At 51.8% G+C, this 22,531-nt stretch carries 20 protein-coding genes; 4 read left to right on the plus strand and 16 right to left on the minus strand.

Annotated elements, in window-relative coordinates; translation table 11 throughout:
* Positions 1-136: 136 nt before the first annotated feature.
* Entirely contained in the window at positions 137-667 is a 531-nt protein-coding gene (locus MHI42_RS12825; RefSeq protein ID WP_342424045.1) for a hypothetical protein, read from the minus strand.
* Between the two features lie 378 nt (positions 668-1,045).
* On the opposite strand from MHI42_RS12825, the gene MHI42_RS12830 reads away from it, so the two are divergent.
* Positions 1,046-1,717, plus strand: a complete 672-nt coding sequence (locus MHI42_RS12830; protein ID WP_342424046.1) for a CPBP family intramembrane glutamic endopeptidase — start codon at positions 1,046-1,048, stop codon at positions 1,715-1,717.
* Here MHI42_RS12830 and flgB read toward each other — a convergent pair.
* Complete coding sequence (gene flgB / locus MHI42_RS12835; RefSeq protein WP_342424047.1) at positions 1,710-2,120, minus strand: flagellar basal body rod protein FlgB; 411 nt, start codon at positions 2,118-2,120, stop codon at positions 1,710-1,712. The genes MHI42_RS12830 and flgB overlap by 8 nt on opposite strands.
* 149 nt (positions 2,121-2,269) lie before the next feature.
* Positions 2,270-2,899 carry a YfbR-like 5'-deoxynucleotidase gene (locus MHI42_RS12840; RefSeq protein WP_039301156.1) on the minus strand — a complete coding sequence of 210 codons (630 nt, stop codon included), beginning with the start codon at positions 2,897-2,899 and terminating at the stop codon, positions 2,270-2,272.
* A 302-nt stretch (positions 2,900-3,201) separates the two neighbouring features.
* On the opposite strand from MHI42_RS12840, the gene MHI42_RS12845 reads away from it, so the two are divergent.
* Positions 3,202-3,417, plus strand: coding sequence for a PspC domain-containing protein (locus MHI42_RS12845; protein ID WP_042211185.1), 216 nt, complete (start codon positions 3,202-3,204; stop codon positions 3,415-3,417).
* 48 nt (positions 3,418-3,465) lie between these two features.
* Positions 3,466-4,140, plus strand: a complete 675-nt coding sequence (locus tag MHI42_RS12850; protein ID WP_336101193.1) for a PspA/IM30 family protein — start codon at positions 3,466-3,468, stop codon at positions 4,138-4,140.
* 80 nt (positions 4,141-4,220) lie between these two features.
* Here the strand turns inward: MHI42_RS12850 and MHI42_RS12855 are convergent, their stop codons facing one another.
* The 7 genes from MHI42_RS12855 to MHI42_RS12885 form a co-directional block, all read right to left on the minus strand.
* Entirely contained in the window at positions 4,221-5,849 is a 1,629-nt protein-coding gene (locus MHI42_RS12855; RefSeq protein ID WP_342424048.1) for an alpha-glucosidase, read from the minus strand.
* A gap of 5 nt (positions 5,850-5,854) precedes the next feature.
* Positions 5,855-7,576, minus strand: coding sequence for a glycoside hydrolase family 66 protein (locus MHI42_RS12860; protein ID WP_342424049.1), 1,722 nt, complete (start codon positions 7,574-7,576; stop codon positions 5,855-5,857).
* A 42-nt stretch (positions 7,577-7,618) separates the two neighbouring features.
* The gene (locus MHI42_RS12865; protein ID WP_342424050.1) at positions 7,619-9,193 is read right to left on the minus strand and encodes an ABC transporter substrate-binding protein; all 1,575 of its coding nucleotides are present in this window, start codon (positions 9,191-9,193) and stop codon (positions 7,619-7,621) included.
* Between the two features lie 84 nt (positions 9,194-9,277).
* Positions 9,278-10,156: a carbohydrate ABC transporter permease gene (locus tag MHI42_RS12870; protein WP_342424051.1), complete on the minus strand. Its 879-nt coding sequence runs from the start codon at positions 10,154-10,156 to the stop codon at positions 9,278-9,280.
* A gap of 12 nt (positions 10,157-10,168) precedes the next feature.
* Positions 10,169-11,098, minus strand: coding sequence for an ABC transporter permease subunit (locus MHI42_RS12875; RefSeq protein ID WP_342424052.1), 930 nt, complete (start codon positions 11,096-11,098; stop codon positions 10,169-10,171).
* Positions 11,099-11,173: 75 nt separating this feature from the next.
* Positions 11,174-12,802, minus strand: a complete 1,629-nt coding sequence (locus MHI42_RS12880) for a helix-turn-helix domain-containing protein (protein WP_342424053.1) — start codon at positions 12,800-12,802, stop codon at positions 11,174-11,176.
* 3 nt (positions 12,803-12,805) lie between these two features.
* Entirely contained in the window at positions 12,806-14,557 is a 1,752-nt protein-coding gene (locus tag MHI42_RS12885) for a histidine kinase (RefSeq protein ID WP_342424054.1), read from the minus strand.
* Positions 14,558-14,937: 380 nt separating this feature from the next.
* On the opposite strand from MHI42_RS12885, the gene MHI42_RS12890 reads away from it, so the two are divergent.
* A complete protein-coding gene (locus tag MHI42_RS12890; RefSeq protein WP_342424055.1) occupies positions 14,938-15,942 on the plus strand; it encodes a substrate-binding domain-containing protein in 1,005 nt (334 codons plus the stop codon).
* A gap of 91 nt (positions 15,943-16,033) precedes the next feature.
* Here the strand turns inward: MHI42_RS12890 and MHI42_RS12895 are convergent, their stop codons facing one another.
* From MHI42_RS12895 to MHI42_RS12920, 6 genes are read right to left on the minus strand one after another with little or no spacing between them, the layout of a single operon-like run.
* Positions 16,034-17,281, minus strand: coding sequence for an amidohydrolase (locus MHI42_RS12895; RefSeq protein ID WP_342424056.1), 1,248 nt, complete (start codon positions 17,279-17,281; stop codon positions 16,034-16,036).
* Complete coding sequence (locus MHI42_RS12900) at positions 17,278-18,615, minus strand: LLM class flavin-dependent oxidoreductase (RefSeq protein ID WP_342424057.1); 1,338 nt, start codon at positions 18,613-18,615, stop codon at positions 17,278-17,280. Before MHI42_RS12900 ends, MHI42_RS12895 begins: the two co-directional genes overlap by 4 nt.
* Before the next feature lie 29 nt (positions 18,616-18,644).
* Positions 18,645-19,136: a DinB family protein gene (locus tag MHI42_RS12905; protein ID WP_342424058.1), complete on the minus strand. Its 492-nt coding sequence runs from the start codon at positions 19,134-19,136 to the stop codon at positions 18,645-18,647.
* Entirely contained in the window at positions 19,133-20,314 is a 1,182-nt protein-coding gene (solA, locus tag MHI42_RS12910; RefSeq protein ID WP_342424735.1) for an N-methyl-L-tryptophan oxidase, read from the minus strand. Before solA ends, MHI42_RS12905 begins: the two co-directional genes overlap by 4 nt.
* Positions 20,307-21,506 carry an amidohydrolase gene (locus tag MHI42_RS12915; RefSeq protein ID WP_342424059.1) on the minus strand — a complete coding sequence of 400 codons (1,200 nt, stop codon included), beginning with the start codon at positions 21,504-21,506 and terminating at the stop codon, positions 20,307-20,309. Before MHI42_RS12915 ends, solA begins: the two co-directional genes overlap by 8 nt.
* The gene (locus tag MHI42_RS12920; protein WP_342424060.1) at positions 21,503-22,525 is read right to left on the minus strand and encodes an LLM class flavin-dependent oxidoreductase; all 1,023 of its coding nucleotides are present in this window, start codon (positions 22,523-22,525) and stop codon (positions 21,503-21,505) included. The genes MHI42_RS12915 and MHI42_RS12920 overlap by 4 nt, the downstream gene beginning before the upstream one ends.
* Between the last annotated feature and the right edge of the window lie 6 nt (positions 22,526-22,531).

Genomic DNA, 22,531 nt, shown 5'->3' on the forward strand with positions numbered 1-22,531 from the left:
TTATTTCCCCCTTTTTTTCTCCATGCTCTGTAATTCCATTGTAATCCAGCACTCGCTTATGAGCAGATAGGATCACAGCAAAGCGGCCCCCGGCCGTCATTACGGTCCGGGGGCCACTTTATGTTAGTAGATTGAGTCAACGTTCACTGCCGTCTCTCTCCATGTACTCTATTTTCTCCCGGTTGATCTTGTAAGTCTTGACAGCCTCCAGCGGATTCAAGCTATCGCTAACAAGCAGAAATTCTCTGTCACTATCCCGCAAAAGATGTACCCCGGTTATGATTTCCCCGCCCGTCAGCTTAATACTCACCTTGGAAGCCTTGTAGCGGCTCAGCGCATACCAAGAGTAGAATGGCCGCATGAGCAGTTTGCCGATCACGAAATAGAGAACAACCACGATGAGCAGCAGCGCGTAGACCACAGCCCGGTCCTGCCCGTAGACGAAATAGAGGATATCGAACTGATTCGTCATATTTAGGTTGTAGGTAACAATGAGCTTACCCATCAGCAGCATGCCGAACAGCAGATAGAATAAGACTCCAAGCAGCAGATGAATCAGCAGGATTACGGGGCGGTTAGGCCAGCGCTGCTTATGCATTCCGGAGGTCAGGAAATACGTCACGAGTAGCCCCGCAGCAGTCAGAGAGATTAGCAGTTGATTCCTCATCGGATGAAGTACATACAAGAGTAACCCGTTAATTCCTGCAAAAATGAGAAGTTCAGCCATTATACCTTTAATCCGCTCTCTGCCGCTGATTGCCGGGAGCTGAACAAGAGAGCCACTCTGAAGGAAATCTACGACACACACAATTAACATTAAAATACTAAACCAGGCGACCGTAACGGAGAACGGCACAAGATTCAAATACAGCAACTACTACACCATCCTTATTTTTCCTTAACCATAGCATTCCGGCCGGTCTCCCTGCCGTAACATTCTTCTCCTTCATTATTGTAATAAATGTAATAGATTTCAAACTGCAGAGCTGTAAGAATCAGAAGGAGTTCTGAACACGCTTTCACTACTACCGGAGGGTAACCACTTATGCTGTTGCTGGAATCATGCGTTATTGCGTTATTGCTGTCTTTTTCATACAAGATAATCGAGAGAATACTGCGGGTTGTATCTAAACAGCAGGAGCGGTTCGCTGTTTATTATTGGGGAGTGGCGATGATTGGAGTAAGTGTTCTCTGGAAAAACAGTTATACGTTCGGTACAATGCAGAATGTGAAGACGGTGCTACCGTTATTTCTTGTCAGTCTTTTAGGTAGTCTATTGATTTCAAGATCCTCCGGTTATTCTCCCTTGGGAACCTCCCATACAATCAATTTCTTACTAGCCCCCCCCATCGTGGAGGAGATCGCTTTCCGGGGGCTGGTACTGCCAATCCTTGCGCGCCATCCCGCACTCGGTCAGCTTCACTCCAATTCCATCCTCGATATTAGCTGGACTATCCTAATTACCTCGCTGCTGTTTGCGGTGTCTCATTTGCAGTATTATAGACTGAACCGCCAGAGCATCCGTTTTATGCTGTTCGCCTTTAGCGGGGGAATATTCTTCGGGCTTATCGCACAGGTTACCGGGTCCATCCTGCTGACGATTCCGCTGCATATCGCTTTTAACGGCTCCGCAGTGTTGTATGCCAATTTTGCAGCAAAAAAGAGTACAACCGCATCTCGCGCAGCTGACTCTTTTTTTGAATTAACATTTATTTAAGGTCTTGCATGAGCGTTCTTATCTTGGAATAGTGACCGCTTACCCGATCGGCCAAGTAATTGTACATTAGCTGATTTTCCGCAAGCTTCGCCATCTCCATATCCATGTCCACATTATTGCCGTTATTATTCATCGCCGTATGGTTGTTCGTAATCATGCGGTAAGGGATTAAGGGGGCATCCGCATCCTTGATCTGCAGATGTTTGTGATGGGTCTGCTTTATTTCCAGCTCATCCTGAGTGTCATTCTGGATAGCACGCCTGAGTTCCTCCTGGAATTCAACGGTTTTCTTCTTGTAGTTGGGGGTGTCTGCATTAGCTATATTCTCGGCTATCGCTCTGTGCCTTACATTCAGTACATTTAATAGGGATTCGTTAATTTTTGAAGAGCTGCTCTGAATCAAAGTTGAACCTCCTTCTCCGTCCATCAAGCCGTATAATTTAAATTTTAAATAATACCCTTTTATCTTACAATACCATGACCCAAATATAAAGCAGCGTCCAGCCTGGCACATATTCATTTATGTATAAGAAAAAAAGAGCCACAGCTCATCTACAGAGCCAGCGCCTCTTCCGTAATTCTTTTAATATCAATGGAGGACAGTGTTTCTTCATTCACCATATCCGGCAGGATTTCTGCCAGGAAGTAATCCACACATCTCAGCTCAATGTTCTTGATCTTGATCAGGGCATTGCGGTACATCACCACAAATTCCTTCTCCGTGTTCCCTCTTTGCAGCTCGGCAAAAGCTTCATACACCTGATCCATCTTGTCGGCAACCTCCAGAATCAAGCCTTCAATCGACTCGTCCTTGCCCTCGCGCAGCTGATGGTAGAAGATACTTTTGAACTCATCCGGGATATGCTCCTTGATGAAGTTGTCGATCATGCCCTCCTCCACCTGCTGAATCAGCGACCTTAGCTGGAGTGAGGAGTGCTTCACCGGAGTTTTGATGTCCCCGATAAAAATCTCTCCGTAATCATGGCTGCTCGTAATCTCGTACAGCTTCTTCCAGTCGATCACCGCACCGTGTTTCTCTTCAATATCTGCCAGTGTTTTGGCGTATTGTACGACCTTCCAGGAATGGGCCGCTACGCTGTGCTCCTCGAATTTGAATTTGCCCGGACAGCGGATAATGCGTTCCAGTTCATTCAGTGAGCGAAAATACTTGTGAATTCCCATGAGGCCAGTCCTCCCGTATGTTTATGATAAGCTCCGCTAGAGTACAGTTTAATCCTCCAGTATTAACCCCGAATGAACAACAAGACCTCTTTGTGTAAAAATCCGTGTTTTTCTGGATTCATCCGTATTTTCCCGGCCTCTCCCCGTCCTATTGCGGTCAGCATCCCCGACTAAGGTCGGGAACAAAGAACAGTCTGCAGGCTGTTTTGCTGCGCGGGATTAATTCGTACAATACATACATAGACAACGCAGTGAACACGCCGCGAACCGGCGATCACCATATAAGAGAGGAAGATTTTCATATGAAAAAATTATACCGTTCCGTAACTGACAGCAAACTTACAGGCTTATGCGGAGGATTGGCACGCTGGCTGAACGTTGACACTACCCTTGTCAGATTGCTCGTAGCCGCCGCTGCCGTATTTAGCTTCGGTACCGTCCTGGTCCTCTATGTCATCGGCAGTGTCATCGTGCCCAAAGAATCCTACGGCGGCTTCACTGACGGTTTCGACTATTAATCACTCGTTCCAGACTACCCAACCCCAACTAAAAAGGAGATCATAACCATGAGTATATTCCAAAGAATCACTACATTAACCAAAGCAGCTATCCACGAGGGACTGAACAAACTGGAAGATCCAATGCTGCTTACCGGCCAGTATCTGCGGGATCTGGAGGATAAAATCACCGATGCCGAGAGCAAACAGCGTGAATTCAAAGCTGCTGCCAGTGTGCTGGAGCGCCGCATCTATGAATATCAGGTGCTTGCGGAGCGCAGTGAAGCAGAAGCCGTTCAAGCCATGAGCGAAGGCAATGAGCCGGCAGCCCGCGCTGCGGTAATGGCTAAGCTGCGCTATACGGAGAGCGGACAGGAATGCACAGCCGGACTGCAGGAGACTCAGGCCACACTCGCCTCGCTTGAGGTTCAACTGGCGAATGTGAAGGAAGAACATAAACGCCTCAAAGCCAAAAGAGCAGAGCTGGCGGAACGTGCCCGCAAAGCGGCAGAGATTAAGCAGGCGGCTCAAGCAAGCGCCTCTGGTTCCCCGGCCGGATGCCGCGGCCAGGTATTGAACGCCGGCAGCGCATCCCGCGGCTTCGAACGGATGGAGGACAAGATTGCCATGCAGGAAGCCCTTGCTGAGCAATCCGGACTGGCAGCAGCAGCTGCTGCCGCTCCTGAATCTCCGCTGAATAGCGCGGTTGAGGCTGAGCTTGAGCGCCTGCGTAACCGCAAATAAGCTGACGGTGTGAGGTCAGCAAGACAACAAAGACAACAAGGATGCCTCCCTTTCTTAAGGGAGGCATCCTTGTTTGGTGTCTATGCGAGTATTACAGCAAAGGCTTCGTAAGGCTGTAATTGCAATTGCTTAAAGTCCACATCATCTCTGGAATAGTTGCCGATGATGAATCCGGCCTGACCCAGCTCCGGCAATTCCAGCGTGATTGGCTCCCCGCTGAAGTTGGCCGTCACCAGCCAGGTCTGTCCTTCATAGCGGCGGAAGTACATGAACACTTGATCCGGCACGCCGGTCACCAGTTCGAAATCACCCCATACCACAATCGGGTTGTTCTTCCGCAGTTCAATCAGCTTACGGTAGCAATGGAACACAGAATCCGGGTCCTTCAGATTCGCCTCCATATTAATTTCCTTATAATTCGGATGTACAGGCAGCCATGGCTCTCCGGCTGTAAATCCTGCATTACGGGTGGCTTCCCATTGCATCGGGGTCCGGGCGTTATCTCTTCCCTTGGCATTAATGGAATGAATGATAGCTTCCTTGGCATAGCCTTGCCCGATCCGTTCATGATACATATTGATAGCCTCAATATCCTGCGCTTCGCTGATATCCTGAATCGGATAATTAGTCATTCCGAGCTCCTCGCCCTGATAAATGTAAGGCGTGCCCTTCATCAAATGCAGAAGAATGGCGAACATTTTGGCGCTCTGCACACGGTACTGTTTATCATTGCCCCAGCGCGATACAATTCTCGGCAAATCATGATTGTTCCAGAATAGACTGTTCCAGCCCTCGTTCCCCAGCTCGGTCTGCCATTTCGCCAGCACCTGCTTCAATTCGCTTACATCCAGGGGCTTCAGATCCCACTTCTCTCCCCCGTCCTGCTGATCCAGACCAATGTGCTCGAACTGGAACACCATCGACAGCTCCTTGCGGTCCGGATTGGAGTAGAGCTTGGCTACTTCCGGAGTCGCCCCCCAGGTCTCTCCCACCGTCAGAACATCATGGGCTCCGAAGGTCTCCCGGTTCATCTCCTGCAGATATTCATGAAGCTTCGGACCATTTCCTGTGATCTCCTGATCAGGAATTTTGCCGACCAGATCAATCACGTCCATGCGGAATCCGCCAACGCCCTTATCCAGCCAGAAATTCATCATGTCCCATACCTCTTGACGGACCTTACTGTTCTCCCAGTTCAGATCCGGCTGCCTGCGGCTGAACAAGTGCAGAAAGTATTGGCCGCTGACTTCGTCGAGCTCCCAGGCCGATCCGCTGAAGGTGGAACGCAGGGAGTTGGGAACCCCGCCGTTGACCGGATCACGCCAGATGTAATAGTCACGGTACGGATTGTCCCTTCCTGTACGGGCTTCAATGAACCATCGGTGCTCATCCGAGGTATGGTTAACAACCAGATCCATAATAATCCGGATATTGCGCTGCCTGGCCTGTTCAATTAATTCATCCATGTCATCCATGGTTCCGAATTCGGTCATAATATCCTGGTAATCGCTGATATCATAGCCGTTATCGTCATTGGGTGATTTGTATACGGGACTAAGCCAGATTGCGGTAATGCCAAGCTGCTCCAGATAGTCCAGCCTGTTCATAATCCCCCTGAGATCACCTATTCCATCCCCGTCACTGTCTTGAAAGCTTCGGGGATATATCTGATAAATTACAGCGGTCTGCCACCATTTCGTATTGTTCAACCCATTCACTCCTGTAAGCTAAATTTAACTACAACCATGGACCAGATGCGCAGGGACGGCAAAGTGAATCTGGCCGCAACTCCTTGCCCGTGCGGAACCACCTCGTAATCCAGGACAATCACTTCCTGGGCCTGATCATCCGGGCTGGCCGTGTAAATGCATTCTATCGGCTGTTCGATTAATAGTGTGCACTCTACACCATTTTGAGCTTCAGGCCGCTGTTTCTTGCCATACTCCCAATAATCATCTTCAAGCCCGGCAAGATTAATCAGCTGCAGGATCTGATAACCCGGCTTCCGCTTAATGATCGTCCAGACAGAATCAATATCTCCGTTCGGTGCAAAAGGCACATTGCCTTCGAAGGTAATCTCGGTGTTAACCCCGGCGGTATAGGTATAAGACACATCTTCTAATTGCGCATCATGTATCAGCACTCCAAAACGCACGATGAAATCATAGTAACGTCTGACCTCAATGGCAAATTCAGGCTGCATCACTGCATAATCGGGATAGTAGGGCATAGTCAGCATTCCATGATCCTCACCCAGCAAGAGGTGATATCCCCCGCTGGCGAATATGGAGGCCATCGTTAGCAGCGCGCCGTTCTCAGCCCACTCCTTATCATGCCCGGCTTCCGGGTAGAAGGAGGGCAGATAAGCGGAGAGGATCACCGGCTTGTGCGGGTCCAGTGAACGCGCATGATCGATCAGTCCTTTAAGCTCACGCAACCGGACTACAGGCGGCCATACTTCAATATAAAGCGCCTCCTGATCCGACGAGGCCGTCTTGTTGATAGGATAATTACCCACATTATTGAAAATAACCCCGGCCTCTGCCTTGATTTCCTTCACAGCCGCATGGGTCCGGTTGATCAGTGCCGGATAACATTCCGCCAAATCGACCTGTTCTTCTTTTCCTGCGATACGGCGCACAGCTTTCTTCGGAAAACCGTATTGATCCATATGAATTCCGTCGAATCCGGCCTGTACGGCCTGACGGAACTGTTCAACAATATGATCGGTCCAAGGCGAATCCGGTGTAATATCCATAATATAGAACAGATCTATTAATTGAAACGGTTCTCCCTGGCGGTTATACAGTCCCCATTCCGGACGTGCCTGCAAGAAGTCCTTAAGACTTGCATATACCGCTCCATAGGCCATGGCAGCCATCCCTTTATCGTGTACGGCTGCGACCTTTTCACGAACCACCTTATAGGACATCGTCCGGCCCATCGGATCAATAAATTCATCCTCTTTTGGAACCAGATCATCATGCCGGTACATCCAGTCATAGAACTGTATGACATTCAAGTGGTATTTGTTCATGCTGTCGACGTCACGGGTGTCTCCGGATTCTTCACTCCGGAAATCGCTTAGAAATCCATACCGCGGCGCCCGGCCCCAATGATCGGCAATATCGTATGAGGTATAGGCGGTTGAGACTACAGCTTCATTGCAGATAATTGCAGCCTTGACCCCATAACCCGCCCACTCTGTAGCTTCAGTGAACAAGGGAACAGGCACTTTTTGTCTCAAGCCTGGTTCCGTACTGATGCTAAGTCTTTCTTCAGCAACCTGCTGCTCCAGCTTGTAGAAGCCGACAACCAGCTGCAGAGCCGCTTTCTCCCGGGTCTCCACTTCAATGATAATGCTGCCGGATTGACCGGTTTTGTACTGGGCTTGATCTGGATATATATCTATATGTGTCAATACTCTATTGTCCATATGAATTCTCCAATACTTGTAGATTGAGCTTAGTCATTCCGCTTATTTCTTGCCGTTTTCAGCCAGCCAGGTATCCAGCTGCTTTTGCACTTCCGCGAGTACTTTGTCTGCTCCCGCCGCTTTTTGTTTTTCCAGCATTTTAGGAAGAGACTCTTCCGGATCGAGCTGGCCGGATTTCAGACCGTCAACAAAGGTTTTGTTGGCGTTGTCGATCGAGATCAATTCATTTTTTACCGGCTCCGGATCGAAGACAAATCCAAAGATCCGCGAAGGATTAGAAGAAACCTGTTCGTTGAACTTCTCGTAGTTCTGGTATTTATCCGGATCCTCGCCTACACGGGTATAGTTGAGCATTTGATTGCCGAGCTGCCACATAATATCGTGATAGTAGCCGACATTATCTGTAGTTTTGCCTTCCGGCAGCGCAATTTGTCCGTCTTTGAGCACATAATGGGTTCCCTCAATCCCGAAGTTGAAGAGGGTCAGCAATTCCTTGTCCTTATAGAAAAGGTTAAGCAGCATCATGGCACGTTCCGGATCTTCAGAGCTTTTTGCAATCGAATACATGGTTGCTGTCATTTTCCCTGTCTGCAAACGGTCAATATTGAGCGGAATTTGCAGCATCTCACGGCCCGCTTTAATCGAACCATTCGGTGATACGGCTGCTTTGCCGATCTCCATATCCGCGATAATATCCATATCCGAGACAAAGGCGAAGCCTTTCCCCGCTTGAATCTTCTTCCAGGCGTCCAGACCAGGTGTCAGTGCATCCTTGTTAATGTATCCTGCCTTGTACCATTTGTTGGTAAGCTTGGCAAGCTCCAGATACCGCGGAGTCGTGTAGGAATTGATGACTGTATAATCATCTGCCGCTGTTCCCACGGTGTTAATCGCTGCAATACTCACAATAGAATCCAGGTTCGTGGATGAATAGTAAGCTTCGAGAGGAAAGCTCGGTGCCACTAAAGGCGTAATCCCCGGTTCGTTCTCCTTGATGGTTTGAAGCATAGGCTCCAGATCCTCGACTTTACCAGACTTCAGTGCAGTCAGATCAAAGTTGTACTTGTCCACAAGCGCTTTGTTCAAATATACCCCTTGTGCACCGCCCAGCTCCTGGTGGGTATGAATACCGTATAGCTTGCCGCCGCGTTTAGCCGGCCCGTGATAGTCCTTCTCTACAGCTTCGATGTCCGGGCCGTATGTAGCGAGCAACTCATCCAGCGGCAGCAAGCCCCCTTTGGTCACCTGTTGCTGGAACCCGAGCCAATCCGCCGTAAACAGCAGGTCCATTTTGTCGCCGGAGGCCATCATCAGGTTCGTTTTATCACTCCAGGCACCCCAGTCGATAGGATTCAGCTTGACCGTCATGTTCATTTCCGGATAAGTCTTCTTCAGATAATCATTCATCGCATCCTGTACCCGCTGATTATCATTTTGCGGCGCATCGGGGAATACCATTACCACTTCGTAAGGCTTCAATCCGGAGCTGGCCTCGCTTCCCGGCTGGACTGTGCCCGCCGGTGAATTCGCACCATTATTCCCGCCGCAGCCGGTTACTACAACTGAAGTCAACACAAGCGATGTCAATACAACAGAACTCTTTTTCAACCACTTCATAAATAGTAGACCTCCCTGGAATCCTTCTGTATTATTGCCTCATCATTCTGAACTTGCTTATACTAATCCGGCCATTTACCGGCATCAGCCTTTCACAGCGCCTACGGTAAGTCCTTTGACGAAATACTTCTGCAGGAAAGGGAATACCAGCACCAGCGGTCCGATTGCAATCATCGCCATCGCCATCCGGATGGATTCAAGCGGCGTTGTGACCTGTGCGGTTGAGCTGTAAGCCTTATTGGCAATTGTCTGCAGGAACGAAGCGTTCATTAAGGTTTTGGTCAAAAGATATTGCAGCGAGAACAGCTTCTCATTCTGGATGAAGACCAGGCTTGTAAACCAGTCGTTCCAGTAGGATACGGTGGTGAATAACCCGATTGTAGCCATTACAGGCAAGGACAGCGGCAGAATAATGCTAAAGTATGTCCGGAATTCACCTGCCCCGTCGATCTGAGAGGAATCAATCAGGGAAGGCGGTATGCTGTTCGTGAAGAAGGTCCGCATGATGATAACATTGAAGCCGCCGATCAGACCCGGAATGATAAGAGCCATCAGCGTATCCTGAACATGCAGGAACCGGGTGTAGACAAGATACCAGGGCAGCAAGCCGCCCGAGAACAGCATCGTGATCAGGATGTAGAAGCTCAGGGCACCTCTAAGCGGAAACTCTTTCCGCGACAATGCATAGGCCATGGCCGAAGTCACAAACAGACTGACGACGACTCCAATGAGCGTTACCGAGGCAGACACACCGTAAGCCCGCAATATTTTTCCGGCATCTTCAAACAAATACTGATATGCGACAAGACTGAATTTGCCGGGCCAGAAGCTGTATCCATTCGCAGTCACCCAGTCTTCATCAGCAACCGATATCATAAATACAAGCCAGAACGGGATCAGGCAGGCAAGACTGAACAATGACAGGACGATAAGGATAAAGGGATTGGTTCGTTTTTTCTCCATGGTCTTCTCCTTTTAGAACAAAGCATTTTCTTTGCTGAATTTACGGACGGCCAGGTTGACAGTAATGACAAGTGTAAAGCCAACCACCGATTGCAGCAGCCCTGCCGAGGAGGCGAGTCCCGTATCACCGGTAACCATTAACGCCCTGTATACATAGGTATCGATAACATCCGTTGTCTCTTTGATCATGCCGGAGGCCATGGTTGCCTGATAGAACAGACCGAAGTCAGCGTTGAAAATCCGGCCGATCGCCAGCAGTGTCATGATGATAATGATCGGTGCAATCAGCGGAATCGTAATTTTCGTCATTTGCTTCCAGCGGCTTGCCCCGTCAATGACGGCTGCTTCATAATATTCAGAATCTATTCCGACAATGGCTGCCAGATAGACGACGGCCGAGTAACCCACACCCTTCCAGGTGTTGACAAGGGTCAGGATATAAGGCCAATGCTCTGCTTCCGCATACCAGTTTCTAGGATCTATCCCGAAGGGCTCCAGAATGAATTTATTGATGAATCCCAGTTCCGGATTCAGAAATCCATAGACGATATAGCCGACAATGACCATGGAAATGAAATTGGGCAGGATCACTGTGCTCTGAAAGAATTTGGAGGCGAACTTATTTTTGACCTCGTTAAGGAGAAGTGCCAGCATCACAGCGAGTATCGTATTGATGATCAGGAAGCTAAGGTTGTACAGCAAGGTATTCCTGATGATCAGCCAAGCGTCGTTCGAAGCAAACAGAAACTTAAAGTTGTCCAGTCCGATCCATTTGCTGCCCCATATTCCTGCCGTATAATTCAGGTCCTTGAAGGCCAGGAAAATACCGAACATGGGCAGGTAGTTATTGATCAGCATCAGCAGCACACCAGGCAGAGCCAGCACGACCAAGGACCTGTACTTCCATATGCTTTTCCATTTTGAGTTGCTTTCCGAAGCCATAGTTCCACACCTTCTTATTGGATTATGGCTTCATTATAAGGAGTTGCCTGCAGCTGCTCTGCCGTTTTTATAACCTTAGTCTATTCGTTTTGTGACCTTGCGGTATTCCTGGGGATTGACGCCAAACTGCTTGCGGAACATTTTGGTAAAATGAGAGAAATTGCTGTAGCCTACCTGCTGCGCGATTGCGCTGACCGGCATATCCGTGGTGTCCAAAAGCTCGCGGGTGCGGTCCAGCTTCACTGAAATCAGGAAATCGATAAGGATCTGGCCGGTCTCTTTCTTGAACAGCCTGGAGAGGTAAGCCGGATTCAGGCCCACATAATCAGCGACACTGGCCCTGGAGATCTCTTCCTCCACATGCTGCTGGATGTAGCGGATGGAACGCTCAATCACACCGCCCTTCTCCTGCCGCTCGAATTCCGCTTCCATGACCGCCGATACGATCCCTTCCGCCCAATGCCTGTATTGAAGCAGTCCCCGTATCCTAGCGGTTGTCCAGTCTGTAAACAGGACTATGCTTCCCGCATTGATTCCTCTTACCTGCAGGAAGTGGTATATAATCTGCAGGGTATCCTGATGCAAGGCGTCCAGATGTCTTCCCTGAAAGCAAGGATTGGCTTCCAGCTTCGCTGCCAGATTATGAATGAACTGCACAGCGGACTCACGTTTGCCGTTCAGCATATAAGAGATCAGATCATCCAGCAGGATATCCTCCGAATTAGTATCAGGTGATAATAATATCTGGTCCTGCGGTAAGTATAAAAGCACAGATTGGGTCCGGGAGATATTGTCACGCTCCATGATCTTTAGACTCTCGCACATTCCCGGCAGCTCCTGCAGGTGTTTGAACGAGCCGACATAGCAGGTAACGATGCTGTAGAACAACTCCTGGCAAGCTTTGATAAAACGTTTACCTATGGCCGTGAGCTGCTGAATGCTAAGCTTCTTAGCTGCATGCTCTCCCTCCACAGCTCCGGCATACAGCAGAATGAACAAAACCCCGCTTTTATCGGTGACGGCCTCCCCCGGATACTCTTCTGTGAAACATTCCTCCGCCGCTTTCTTCACCGCATATTCCATGATTTCCTGATCACGCGGGCTGAGCGGCTTGGACCACTCCTCAATACTGATCAGAATCGGAAGTACCTGATCCTCAGGATTCAACCCTACCCCCGCACCCGCCAGCTCCCTATCAAAGAAATCCCCGAACGACAGGATGCTGCGGGACAACAAATCCTGCCAGAAACGTTCCACACGCTTCGGCTTTTCTTGTTGCCACAGATTCAGATACTTATGATACATCTGGTTATAGGACTCATATTCTTCCTTCTCGCGGATAGCAGCCATCATTCCCGATACGGCAGACAACAGCTCATCCGTGTCAACAGGCTTCAGCAAGTAATCAAAGCTCCCGAGGTTAACAGCTTTCTTGGCATAGGAGAATTCGGAATGGCAGGTCAGAAAAATCGATTCCGTCCAGGGAGAGTGCTCCTTCACCCAGCCAACCAGTGAAAGTCCGTCTTCGTCTGGCATTTCAATATCGCAAATCAGCAATTCTATTCTGTGATCATTCAGCAGCTCCCTGGCCTTGTCGGCCCTGTTCGCCGTCAAGACCTCTTCAATCCCATACGCCTTCCAGTCGCAGCAGTAGAGCAGCCCCTCCACAGCGAATTGTTCATCATCTACAATCAATAATCGCATTGCTCATCGTTCTCCTTCTGTATATTCAATAGGCAGGCTAAGCCGCACACGAAATCCGGATGGCTTATTGTCGCTGAAGTGAATTTCAGCTCTCCCCTGATAGATCATCGCCAGCCTTTGCTTCACATTCCAGATCCCGATATGCCCTTCATCTGTGGCCGGGTTGTAATCCGGCGAATTCAGCTCCCGCAGCTTCTCTGCACTGCTGCCTTTTCCGTTATCCGCGATTTCAATGATCATGGTACCGGCTGCTTCTTCTGAGAGACCAGCCGAAATCTCCAGATGAAAGATCCCGGATTTCAGACTTATACCGTGAAGCATGGCATTTTCTACAAAGGGCTGTACCATCAAGGAGGGTATGGAGGCACGGCTAAGCTCTTCGGCTATGGTGATCTGAAACTCAAACGACTGCTGGTAGCGCATCTTTTGAATTTCAAGGTAATTGCCGAGATGTTCAAGCTCTTGTCCCAAAGTAATGCGGTTATCCTTGACCTGAAGCATAAAGCGGAAATACTGCACGAGATGCCGTACTGTCTTTTTGACCAATTCGAAACGCTTCAGATCGGCAAGCTGAAAAATAATATTGAGCGTGTTCAAGAAGAAGTGCGGATTAATTTGCATTTGCAAATGCTTCATTTCTGCCTTTTGCGCATTAATCCGTTCCTCGTAGATATCAATTCTCAGATCTTGAATTTCCACAACCATATTATTAAAGGCCTGATTCAGCGCCTGGAACTCCACCAGGTTAGAATCGGGAAGCTTGGTTTCCATGGCGCCGTTGCGAATCCGGTGGATGCCGCTCAGCAGATCCAGAATCGGGCGGATGACCATACGGCGGAAATAATATAAGTAAACCAGTAAAATGAGCAAAATAATAAAGGGCAGGACATTAATAATCGTCTGGAAGGTATTGAGTCCCTGGAGCAGCTCGGAAGCGGGGATGACCACAGACAGATTGATTCCCAGGGCGGAGGACTGGCTGGACACCACAAACCACTTCAGGCCATCATGTATAAAAGAAAAGGAAGAATTCAGATTCATCTTCTCACCCGGCAGCTTGAAGTCGTAGCCCATGGATGCCGAAGGACGGGTTAAGATATTCCCTGCATTATCCACAATAAGCACATCACCGCCCGATTGCAGGTTCAGATTGCCCAGCGGTGAACGCATAGAGTCGATTCGGATCAGAGCGCCAATGCAGGCGGTATTGCCCAGATTATTGCTGACGGTCCGGTTTAAATAGTACTCTCCGGCAATTTTAACGATCGTCCATTTGTACTGAAGGGTCTCCAGATGATCTTCATCCTTAACCTGTGTCGTAATCCACTCCCTGATCCGGTCCATATCATCCTCTGTTGTCCCTAATACATTGGATAGTGTCAAGGTATCATTAACGCCGGAGTACAGATAAAACATGTCCACGCTATGGTAATAGGCCTGGTAGGCCTGATTTCTCTGCATAATCCCCATACGGGCAAAATAATATTCGGATTCTGTCAGCCCCGGCTGATTCAATTGAAGAAAATTCACATCATGATCGACAATATCGACCAGATTAATTGTTATGTCCTCCAGACTGCTCTCCATCATCTTAAGATTGGAGTTGACCAGATTCTGATAGGATCTGGATACCTGGTCGAGCACAACTCCCTTGGCATAATATCCCCCGGCAAAAAGAACGGCAAGGAGCGGAATCGTTATTGCAGCAGACAGCTGAATCAGTTTTACACCCAGTGAGTTTTTCCTGTTTTTCATAATGCTCCTTTCTATAACTTAATATAAGAAAGAGTCACCTCAGTGACCCTTATCCAATGAATTTTTTTCACAAGAATAGTTTCCTTTTTAACGTAAACGTTTACTCAAATATGCAAAAAACATACCTTTATAAGATCTTACCCGCCTCCTCCAAAAAAATCTATGGTGTGAATTTATACGTTCACTTGAATGTAAGTTATGTATTTTTGTACCTACAATCTTAAATCCCCATTACGTAAACGCTTACTATAAAAGTTATCTCGTTTATTTTTCCTTGTCAATGCTTATTTTACATAATGTTTAATTCCGGTTGACAAAGAAAAGGCAAGAACTTATATTTTCAGTAAGCGTTTACTGCTAAACGACAGGTAGGAGAGTCTATGAATCCCACAATTAAAGATGTTGCCCAAAAGGCGAACGTATCCATTGCCACCGTCTCAAGGGTTCTGCATAACTTAGGCGGATATTCAGATAAAACGAAGCAAAAGGTAGATCAGACCATCAAAGAGCTTAAATATCAGCCGAACGCTATCGCCCGCGGACTGATTAACAAGCGTACCCAAACCATCGGCGTGTTATTTCCTGATGTGTCGAGCGCCTTCTCCTCCGATCTGCTCCACGGAATCGACGAATTCGTCCATGACCGCAATTACAGTGTGATGGTCTGTAACACCGATCAGGACGGCAAACGTACGCTGAAGTATTTGCAGCTGCTGCGCGAGAAGCAGGTTGACGGGATTATTTTTTCCAGTGAAGTGCTCAAGAAAGAGTATTATGACATGCTGGAGAGCATGAAAGTTCCGGTGGTGCTGGTCTCTTCCCAAACGGATTATGCCAACGTACCTTATGTGAAGGTCGATGATTATCAGGCAGCCTATGACGCTGTCCATTATCTGATCACCAAAGGCCACCGCAGAATCGGCATGATCAGCGGAACCAAGGGCGATCCCATCGCTGGAACTCCACGGGTCGAAGGATACCGCAAAGCGCTGGAAGCACAAGGTATCACATTTGATAGCCGTTACCTCGTATATGGAGACTTTTCATACGAAAGCGGCTGTAGAGCCATGGAAGCCATATTACGGAGAACACCGGAGGTTACTGCTGTCTTCGCGGCCAGTGACGAAATGGCGATTGGTGCCCTTTCCACCGTTACGAAGCATGGAATGAATGTGCCTGAAGATATCTCCATCATGGGCTACGACGATCTCCGGTTAGCCCGGATGGTCAATCCGCCATTGACTACCGTGCGCCAGCCGCTATATGACATTGGAATGATCGCTTCCGAGAAGCTGATCGGCATGATTGAAACAGGGGAGCCCGCGAAGAGTCAAATCTGTACCCACTCCATTGTGGAAAGAGAATCTGTTCGGGCAATTACCTGAACAAGGACATGTAACCCGTTCATTCGAAAAAAAGGTTGTTCCTAACGCCGTATTGGCGGAAGGAGCAGCCTTTTTCCTGTATATCCCTGATTTAATCTCTCTCAGCAGCAAGCCTCACCAATACTCTGGCGCCCTGTACCAGCACAGCCTCATCAATGTTGAACCGGGGCTGGTGTAGCGCATGGGTTATCCCCCGTTCCGCATTGCCGCAGCCGATAAAAGCAAACGCCCCGGGCACCTGATCGAGATACCAGCCGAAATCTTCCCCGGCCAGGCTCGGCTGCTCCAGCAGATACGCCTGCTCATCTCCCAGCACCTTGCGCGCTGCGCCGAGCATCCGCTGAACGGCCAAGCCGTCGTTCACCACGGCAATGCCTTCGCGCAGCTCCAGGCTGCTGCTGCCGCCATAAGCCGAGGCTATCGCTGCAGCGTGGCGCTTCAGTCCTTCCGTAATCCGGCTGACGGTTGATTTCGTGAAGGCCCTGAAGGTGCCGGTCAGCTCACTGTGCTCAGCAATGACATTGATTGCTGTTCCAGCACGCAGTATGCCGAAGGCCAGCACCGCCGCTTCCGACGGATTGACCCCACTCGCCATCAGCCCGTTCACCTCGGTAACAAACCGTGCCGCCATCTGTATAGCATCGACCGCTTCATGCGGCGCACTGTGATGTCCGGCGGTGCCCTGGAATTTCACGGTGAAATGGCTGGAGGCCGCCATGGCATACCGGGGATGAATGCCCAGCATACCAACGGCAAGCTCTGGCATCACATGCAGCGCATAACACTGGTCCACACCTTCCAGAATGCCGTCTTCGATCATATCCCTGCCGCCGGAGAGCAGGCGCCCGTCCAGCGGACTCCGGCTTGCGCCTTCCTCCGCCGGCTGAAAGACAAAGACCACCGTGCCGCTTAGCTGATGGCGGAATGCCGCCAGGGTCTGCGCGGCCCCGAGCAGCATCGCCGTATGGGCGTCATGCCCGCAGGCATGCATTACACCGGGATTCCTGGACTTATAGTCCAGCTCATTCAGCTCACTAATCGGCAGCGCGTCCATATCCGCCCGCAGCAGAATTACCGGCCCGCTCCCTGCCGTTCCCCGCAGCGTCCCGGTGACTCCCATCCCGAAATGCCGGCCCACATTCCGCCGCACCTCAATGCCCCATGATTCGAGGAGTTCGGCAACCTTGCCGGAAGTGCGGGCCACATCGTAGAGCAGCTCCGGGTGGCTGTGCAGATCACGGCGGATCGCGATCAGCTCCGCCTCCAGCCCGCCGGCATACTTCATCATGGCTTCAAGATCCGGTTTCAGACGGTCTGCACCGGACTGCGTATGCGTCACACCTGCCCTGCCGGTTCAGAAGCCTTAGAGTAACGGTTCTCCGGCACTGGCAGTCCGAGATTGCCCCGCAGTGTATCGCTTTCGTATTCGGTGCGGAACAGTCCGCGCTCCTGCAGAATCGGAACGACCAGATCCACAAATTCCTCCAGTCCGTTCGGCACGGCGGCTGCCAGCATGAAGCCGTCGGCTGCTCCGGCCTCGAACCAGGTCTGAATCTGATCGGCCACCTGCTCCGGCGTACCGATGAAGCTACTGCGCGGCGTAGCAGACTGCAAGGCCACCTGCCGCAGAGTTAAGCCCTGTTCCCTGGCATCCTTTTTGATTTTGTCCGTGCCGCTCTGGAAGCTGTTCCGGCCCAGATCACCGACATCCGGGAATGGCTCATCCAGCGGATACTGCGAGAAATCATGATGCTCGAAGAATCTGCCCAGATAGTTCAGCGCATTCTCGATCGTCACCAGACCGGCAACCTCCTGGTATTTGCGTTCCGCCTCCTCAGGGGTAGCTCCCAGAATCGGTGCTATTCCAGGGAAGATCAGCACTTCTTCGGGATTGCGCCCAAACGAAGCTACGCGGGTTTTCACATCCTTATAGAATTCCTGGGCAGACTCCAGCGTGTCATGACCCGTGAAGACGGCATCCGCTACGCCCGAGGCATAATCCTTGCCGACCTCTGAGGACCCTGCCTGGAAAATAACCGGCTGCCCCTGCTTCGAGCGGGCGATATTCAGCGGTCCCTTCACTGAGAAGAATTCACCCTGGTGATCCAGCGTATGCACTTTCTCCGGATCGAAGAAGACGCCTGTCTCCTTATTGCGGACAAACGCATCGTCCTCCCAGGAATCCCACAGCCCGCGCGCCACCTCCAGATATTCGGCGGCAATGCGGTACCGCTTGCCATGATCGGGATGCTCCTTCTTACTGTAGTTAAGAGCCGAGCCTTCAAGCGGTGAGGTCACCACATTCCAGCCGGCCCGTCCGCCGCTGATGACATCCAGCGAGCCGAATTGCCGGGCCACAGTAAACGGTTCACTGTAGGAGGTGGACAAGGTACCTACCAGACCAATACGGCTGCTGACCGCCGCCAGCGCACTAAGAATCGTCAGCGGCTCGAAGCGGTTGAGGAAATGAGGGATAGACTTCTCATTGATGAACAGACCATCTGCAATGAAGATCAGATCCAGCTTGCCTTCCTCTGCTTTGCGCACCCATTCCTTGTATAACTCAAAGTTCACACTGGCATCAGGCTTCGCATCGGGATGTCGCCACATGGAGGTGCTTCCTCCAACGCCGTGCAGCAGTGCTCCCAGCTTCAATTGTCTCGGTTTAGTCATGTTCATTCCTCCTCAAGGTTGTGTATTCATTACAGAGCGGCTTGCTGTGCAGAGACTACGGCCTGCGCTCCCCGCTTAATCCGCTCGATCTGGGCCAGATGGGTCTGCACATGAGCGGTGAAGCTGCGGACGATATCGGCAATCCTCACCGTTTCCCCCTTAAAGTTAATCCCGCTTTTCTCCCAATCATCGGCACTCAGCCTTCCGAGCAGAAGACTATTGTAATGCAGCAGGCTGCGGAACAGCTCCAGACTGTCTGTGGCGTTCCCCTGATTACTGTGCTGTCCGTTGACCCAGGCATCCTGATTGAACGCCGGGAGCTGCACCTTCGTATCCGCCAGAATATCACGGATACGGAAGGAGACCACGATGCTGTGATCAGCCAGATGTGACAGCACCTCGGTTACGCTCCAGCTGGCCGGCTCCGCCTTCCACTTCAGCTGCTCATCAGATAAGCCTTCCAGTGCCTGCACCAATTGCCCGTGCGTATTCAAGTACTCTGTTAGCTCCACACTGCTCATTCGATCTCCTCCAATATAGGTTTCGGTTGTGGCTGGTCAGGCCCGTTATTGAAGCGTGACAGCGCAAACGGTGCAATATTCTGCCTCGTATTTCCCTGCACAGCCAAATCTGCGAGGATCTCTCCGACTACACTGGAGAACTTGAAGCCATGCCCCGAGAAGCCTCCAGCCAGCAGCACATTGCTGTAATCCGGGTGGCGGTCAATAATGAAATCCTCATCCGGCGTATGCTCATATTTACAGACGGAGCCTTTAAGCAGCTTCCCGGCTGCGCCGGGCATATAAACCTCCAGCACGCGGCGTAGGTCGCCTTCATCGCTCTCCAGACTGCCGAACGATGCCAGCGGTTCGCCAGGCTTCCATTCCTCGCCAGTGTCATGACGGCCAATCTTCAGTCCCGACCCGCCGATGCTGGGGAAGCCGTAGAACCCGCCTTCTTCAGCGCCCAGCGTGAAGCCGGGGAACTTCCCGGCCTCGAAGTCCGGCGTACTCCCAAACCAGCCTACTACCTTACGGACCGCTTTAATCGGCAGGCTGACAAAGGGTGATAATGACTTAAACCAGGCGCCAGCGCTGAGAACAGCAGCCGCTCCATGGTACTCACCGTTCTTCGTATGAACCGTAACGCTCCCTTCGCGGGCGGTCACATTCAGCACGTGTGTATTCGTCAGCAGCTCTGCACCGTGAGCCAGCGCAAGCTGCCGGTAAGCTGTTATGCACCGCTCGCTGTAGAGGTAACCCGCATCCGGCTCATACATCGCCTCGAAGGATTCTGGAACGTTCAGCGCCGGCCAGCGGTGGCGGATTTCGTCCGCATCCAGCTGCTCGGCCCGCACCTTCCGCTTCTGCGCTTCCTCCAGGCGGCCGGCGAAGGAATATACGCCGCTGTCCGCCAGATTGAGCACGCCAGAAGGGACGAGCAGCTCCGTCCCGCTCTCCGCTTCTGCCTCTTCCCATAGCACCTGGGCACGAAGCGCCAGGTCAATATAGGCCGGGTCTCCGCTATAGGCATGCCGGATCAGCCGGGTCTCCCCGTGATGGCTGCCTTCGGTATGCGGCGGATCAAAGGCATCGATCAGCAGCGTCTTCACGCCGCGCCGGGCCAGATGATAACCCGCGCTCATGCCCATCGAGCCTGCGCCGACAATGATCACATCATATACGGGATGCTCAGCTATGATCCGCACCCCCTTCAGCCGCGAAATGCTCCAGCACCCGTACCGCCAGACTGCTGAAGAATCCGGCACCTACAGGCAGAGCCGCTTCGTCCAGATCGAACGCCGGGTGATGCCATTCCCGGCTTCCGGCCGTGCCGGTAAAGACAAATAAACCGGGAACCGCCTGCTGGTAGAAGGCAAAATCCTCCCCGGCCGGTGAGGGCACCGGCTTCACGGAAGTATAGCCCAAATCTGCGGCCGTTTCTTCTCCCAGCCGGGCCAGCAGCGCATCATTGATAACCGGCGGCGGTCCGCCGATCCAGCGCACGCTGGCTTCCGCCCCCAGTGCGGCTGCAACGCCTGCTACCACCTCTTCGAACCGTTTCAGCACCCTGCCGCGCACCGCTTCATCGAAAGAGCGGATCGTCCCTTCCAGCACCGCCGTCTCCGGGATGATATTCCACGAGTTCCCGCTGTGGATCTGCGTAACGCTGATGACAGCACTGTTCAGGCTGCTCACATTCCGGCTGACGATGGACTGCAGCGCCGTGACGATATGTGAGGCCGCCACGATGGGGTCTATACCGGCTTCCGGCACTGCCGCATGGGTTCCGAACCCGCGGACCTCCGCGATGAAGCCGTCAGCAGCTGCCATCAGCGGACCTTCCTTAATGCCGAAGGTTCCTACCGGCAGATCCGGCTTATTGTGCATGCCGATCACTGCGCGGACATTCTCCAGCCCTCCGGCCGCGATGATCTGCTGCGCGCCTTTGGCTTTCTCCTCGGCAGGCTGGAACAATAAGCGCACGGTTCCTTTCAGGGTACTCTCCTGCTCCTTCAGCTGATATACCGCCCCCAGCAGCGCCGCCGTATGGAAGTCATGCCCGCAGGCATGCATTCTGCCCGGAACCAGCGAGGCATACGGCAGCCTGGTTTCTTCCTGAATCGGCAATGCATCAATGTCGGCCCGGAGGGCAATCACCGGACCGCCCTGCAAGCCGCCGATTTCGGCGATCACTCCGGTCTTCAGCCCGTAATCCACAACCTTCACGCCCGCCTGCTTCAGCAGAGAGGTGATATATTCGCTAGTTTCATATTCTTCATTGGAGAGTTCAGGATGCCGGTGCAGATGACGGCGGATCTGGGCCAGCCGCTCATTGAACGGTAATGTATTTATTGCCTGTGCAGCGGATTCTGCAGCTGTGCTTGTCATGATGAGGCCTCCGCCGGAACCCCGGCGAGCGCTTCAGCCAGCAGCTCGAAGGAACGCAGCCGCTTATCGAAGGGCTGCACGTTGGTCGTGACGATGAACTCTTCTACGCCGGAGGCATCAGCCAACGCCTGCAGCTGTCCGCGGACCGATTCCTTCGTTCCTTTGGTAACCTCAGGCTCCCGCTCTTCCAGTGTGTAGGGCTCCGTGCTCTGGCGGGTGAACTCCTCCGCCTGTTCGCGGGTAGCCACCGTCAGCTTCTTCCCGCTGGCGAGGTGAATGCGGATCAGCTTATGCGCTCCGCCCAGCTCTTTGGCCTCCTCTTCCGTATCGGCCACGATTACAGCCAGCGCGATGATCACTTGCGGCTCCTTCCCGCTGCTGGTATTGAAGCCGCTGCGGTAAGCACGCACCGCTTCCAGGGCAACGGCCTGATCGCCGCCGATGAACAAAGAGAATACATACGGCAGCCCCAATTCCGCAGCGATTTCGGCGCTGGCGACACTTGCACCCAGTACATACAGCTGCGGCGGAGTTCCCGGCAGCGGGCCAGCCTTCAGCCCGGTGAGCGGATGATCCTCCTCCAGCCGGTTATGTACATATTTCTCCAGCTCAATGATTTTATCGGTCAATGAAGGAGCCTCGCCGCCCCCCTGCTGCAGCGCCTGCGTACTGCGCGGCAGCCCGCCGGGAGCGCGCCCGACGCCCAGGTCTACACGGCCCGGGGCCAGCGCAGCCAGCACGTTGAAGTTCTCCGCCACCTTGTACGGGCTATAATGCTGCAACATAATCCCTCCGGAGCCTATGCGGATGCTCTCCGTCTTGGCCAGCAGATGCGAGATCAGCACCTCCGGTGAAGATCCGGCCACCTGCTCGGAATCATGATGCTCGGATACCCAGAACCGGCGGAAGCCGAGACGCTCCGACAGCTGCGCCAGCTGGACTGTATGCTGGAAGGCTTCCTCCGGCGTCTCTCCCGGATAAATCGGGCTTTGATCCAAAACGCTGATTGTAATCGCCATAGTTAT

It is taken from the genome of Paenibacillus sp. FSL E2-0178 (assembly GCF_038593005.1).
Taxonomy (GTDB): domain Bacteria; phylum Bacillota; class Bacilli; order Paenibacillales; family Paenibacillaceae; genus Paenibacillus_AQ; species Paenibacillus_AQ phytohabitans.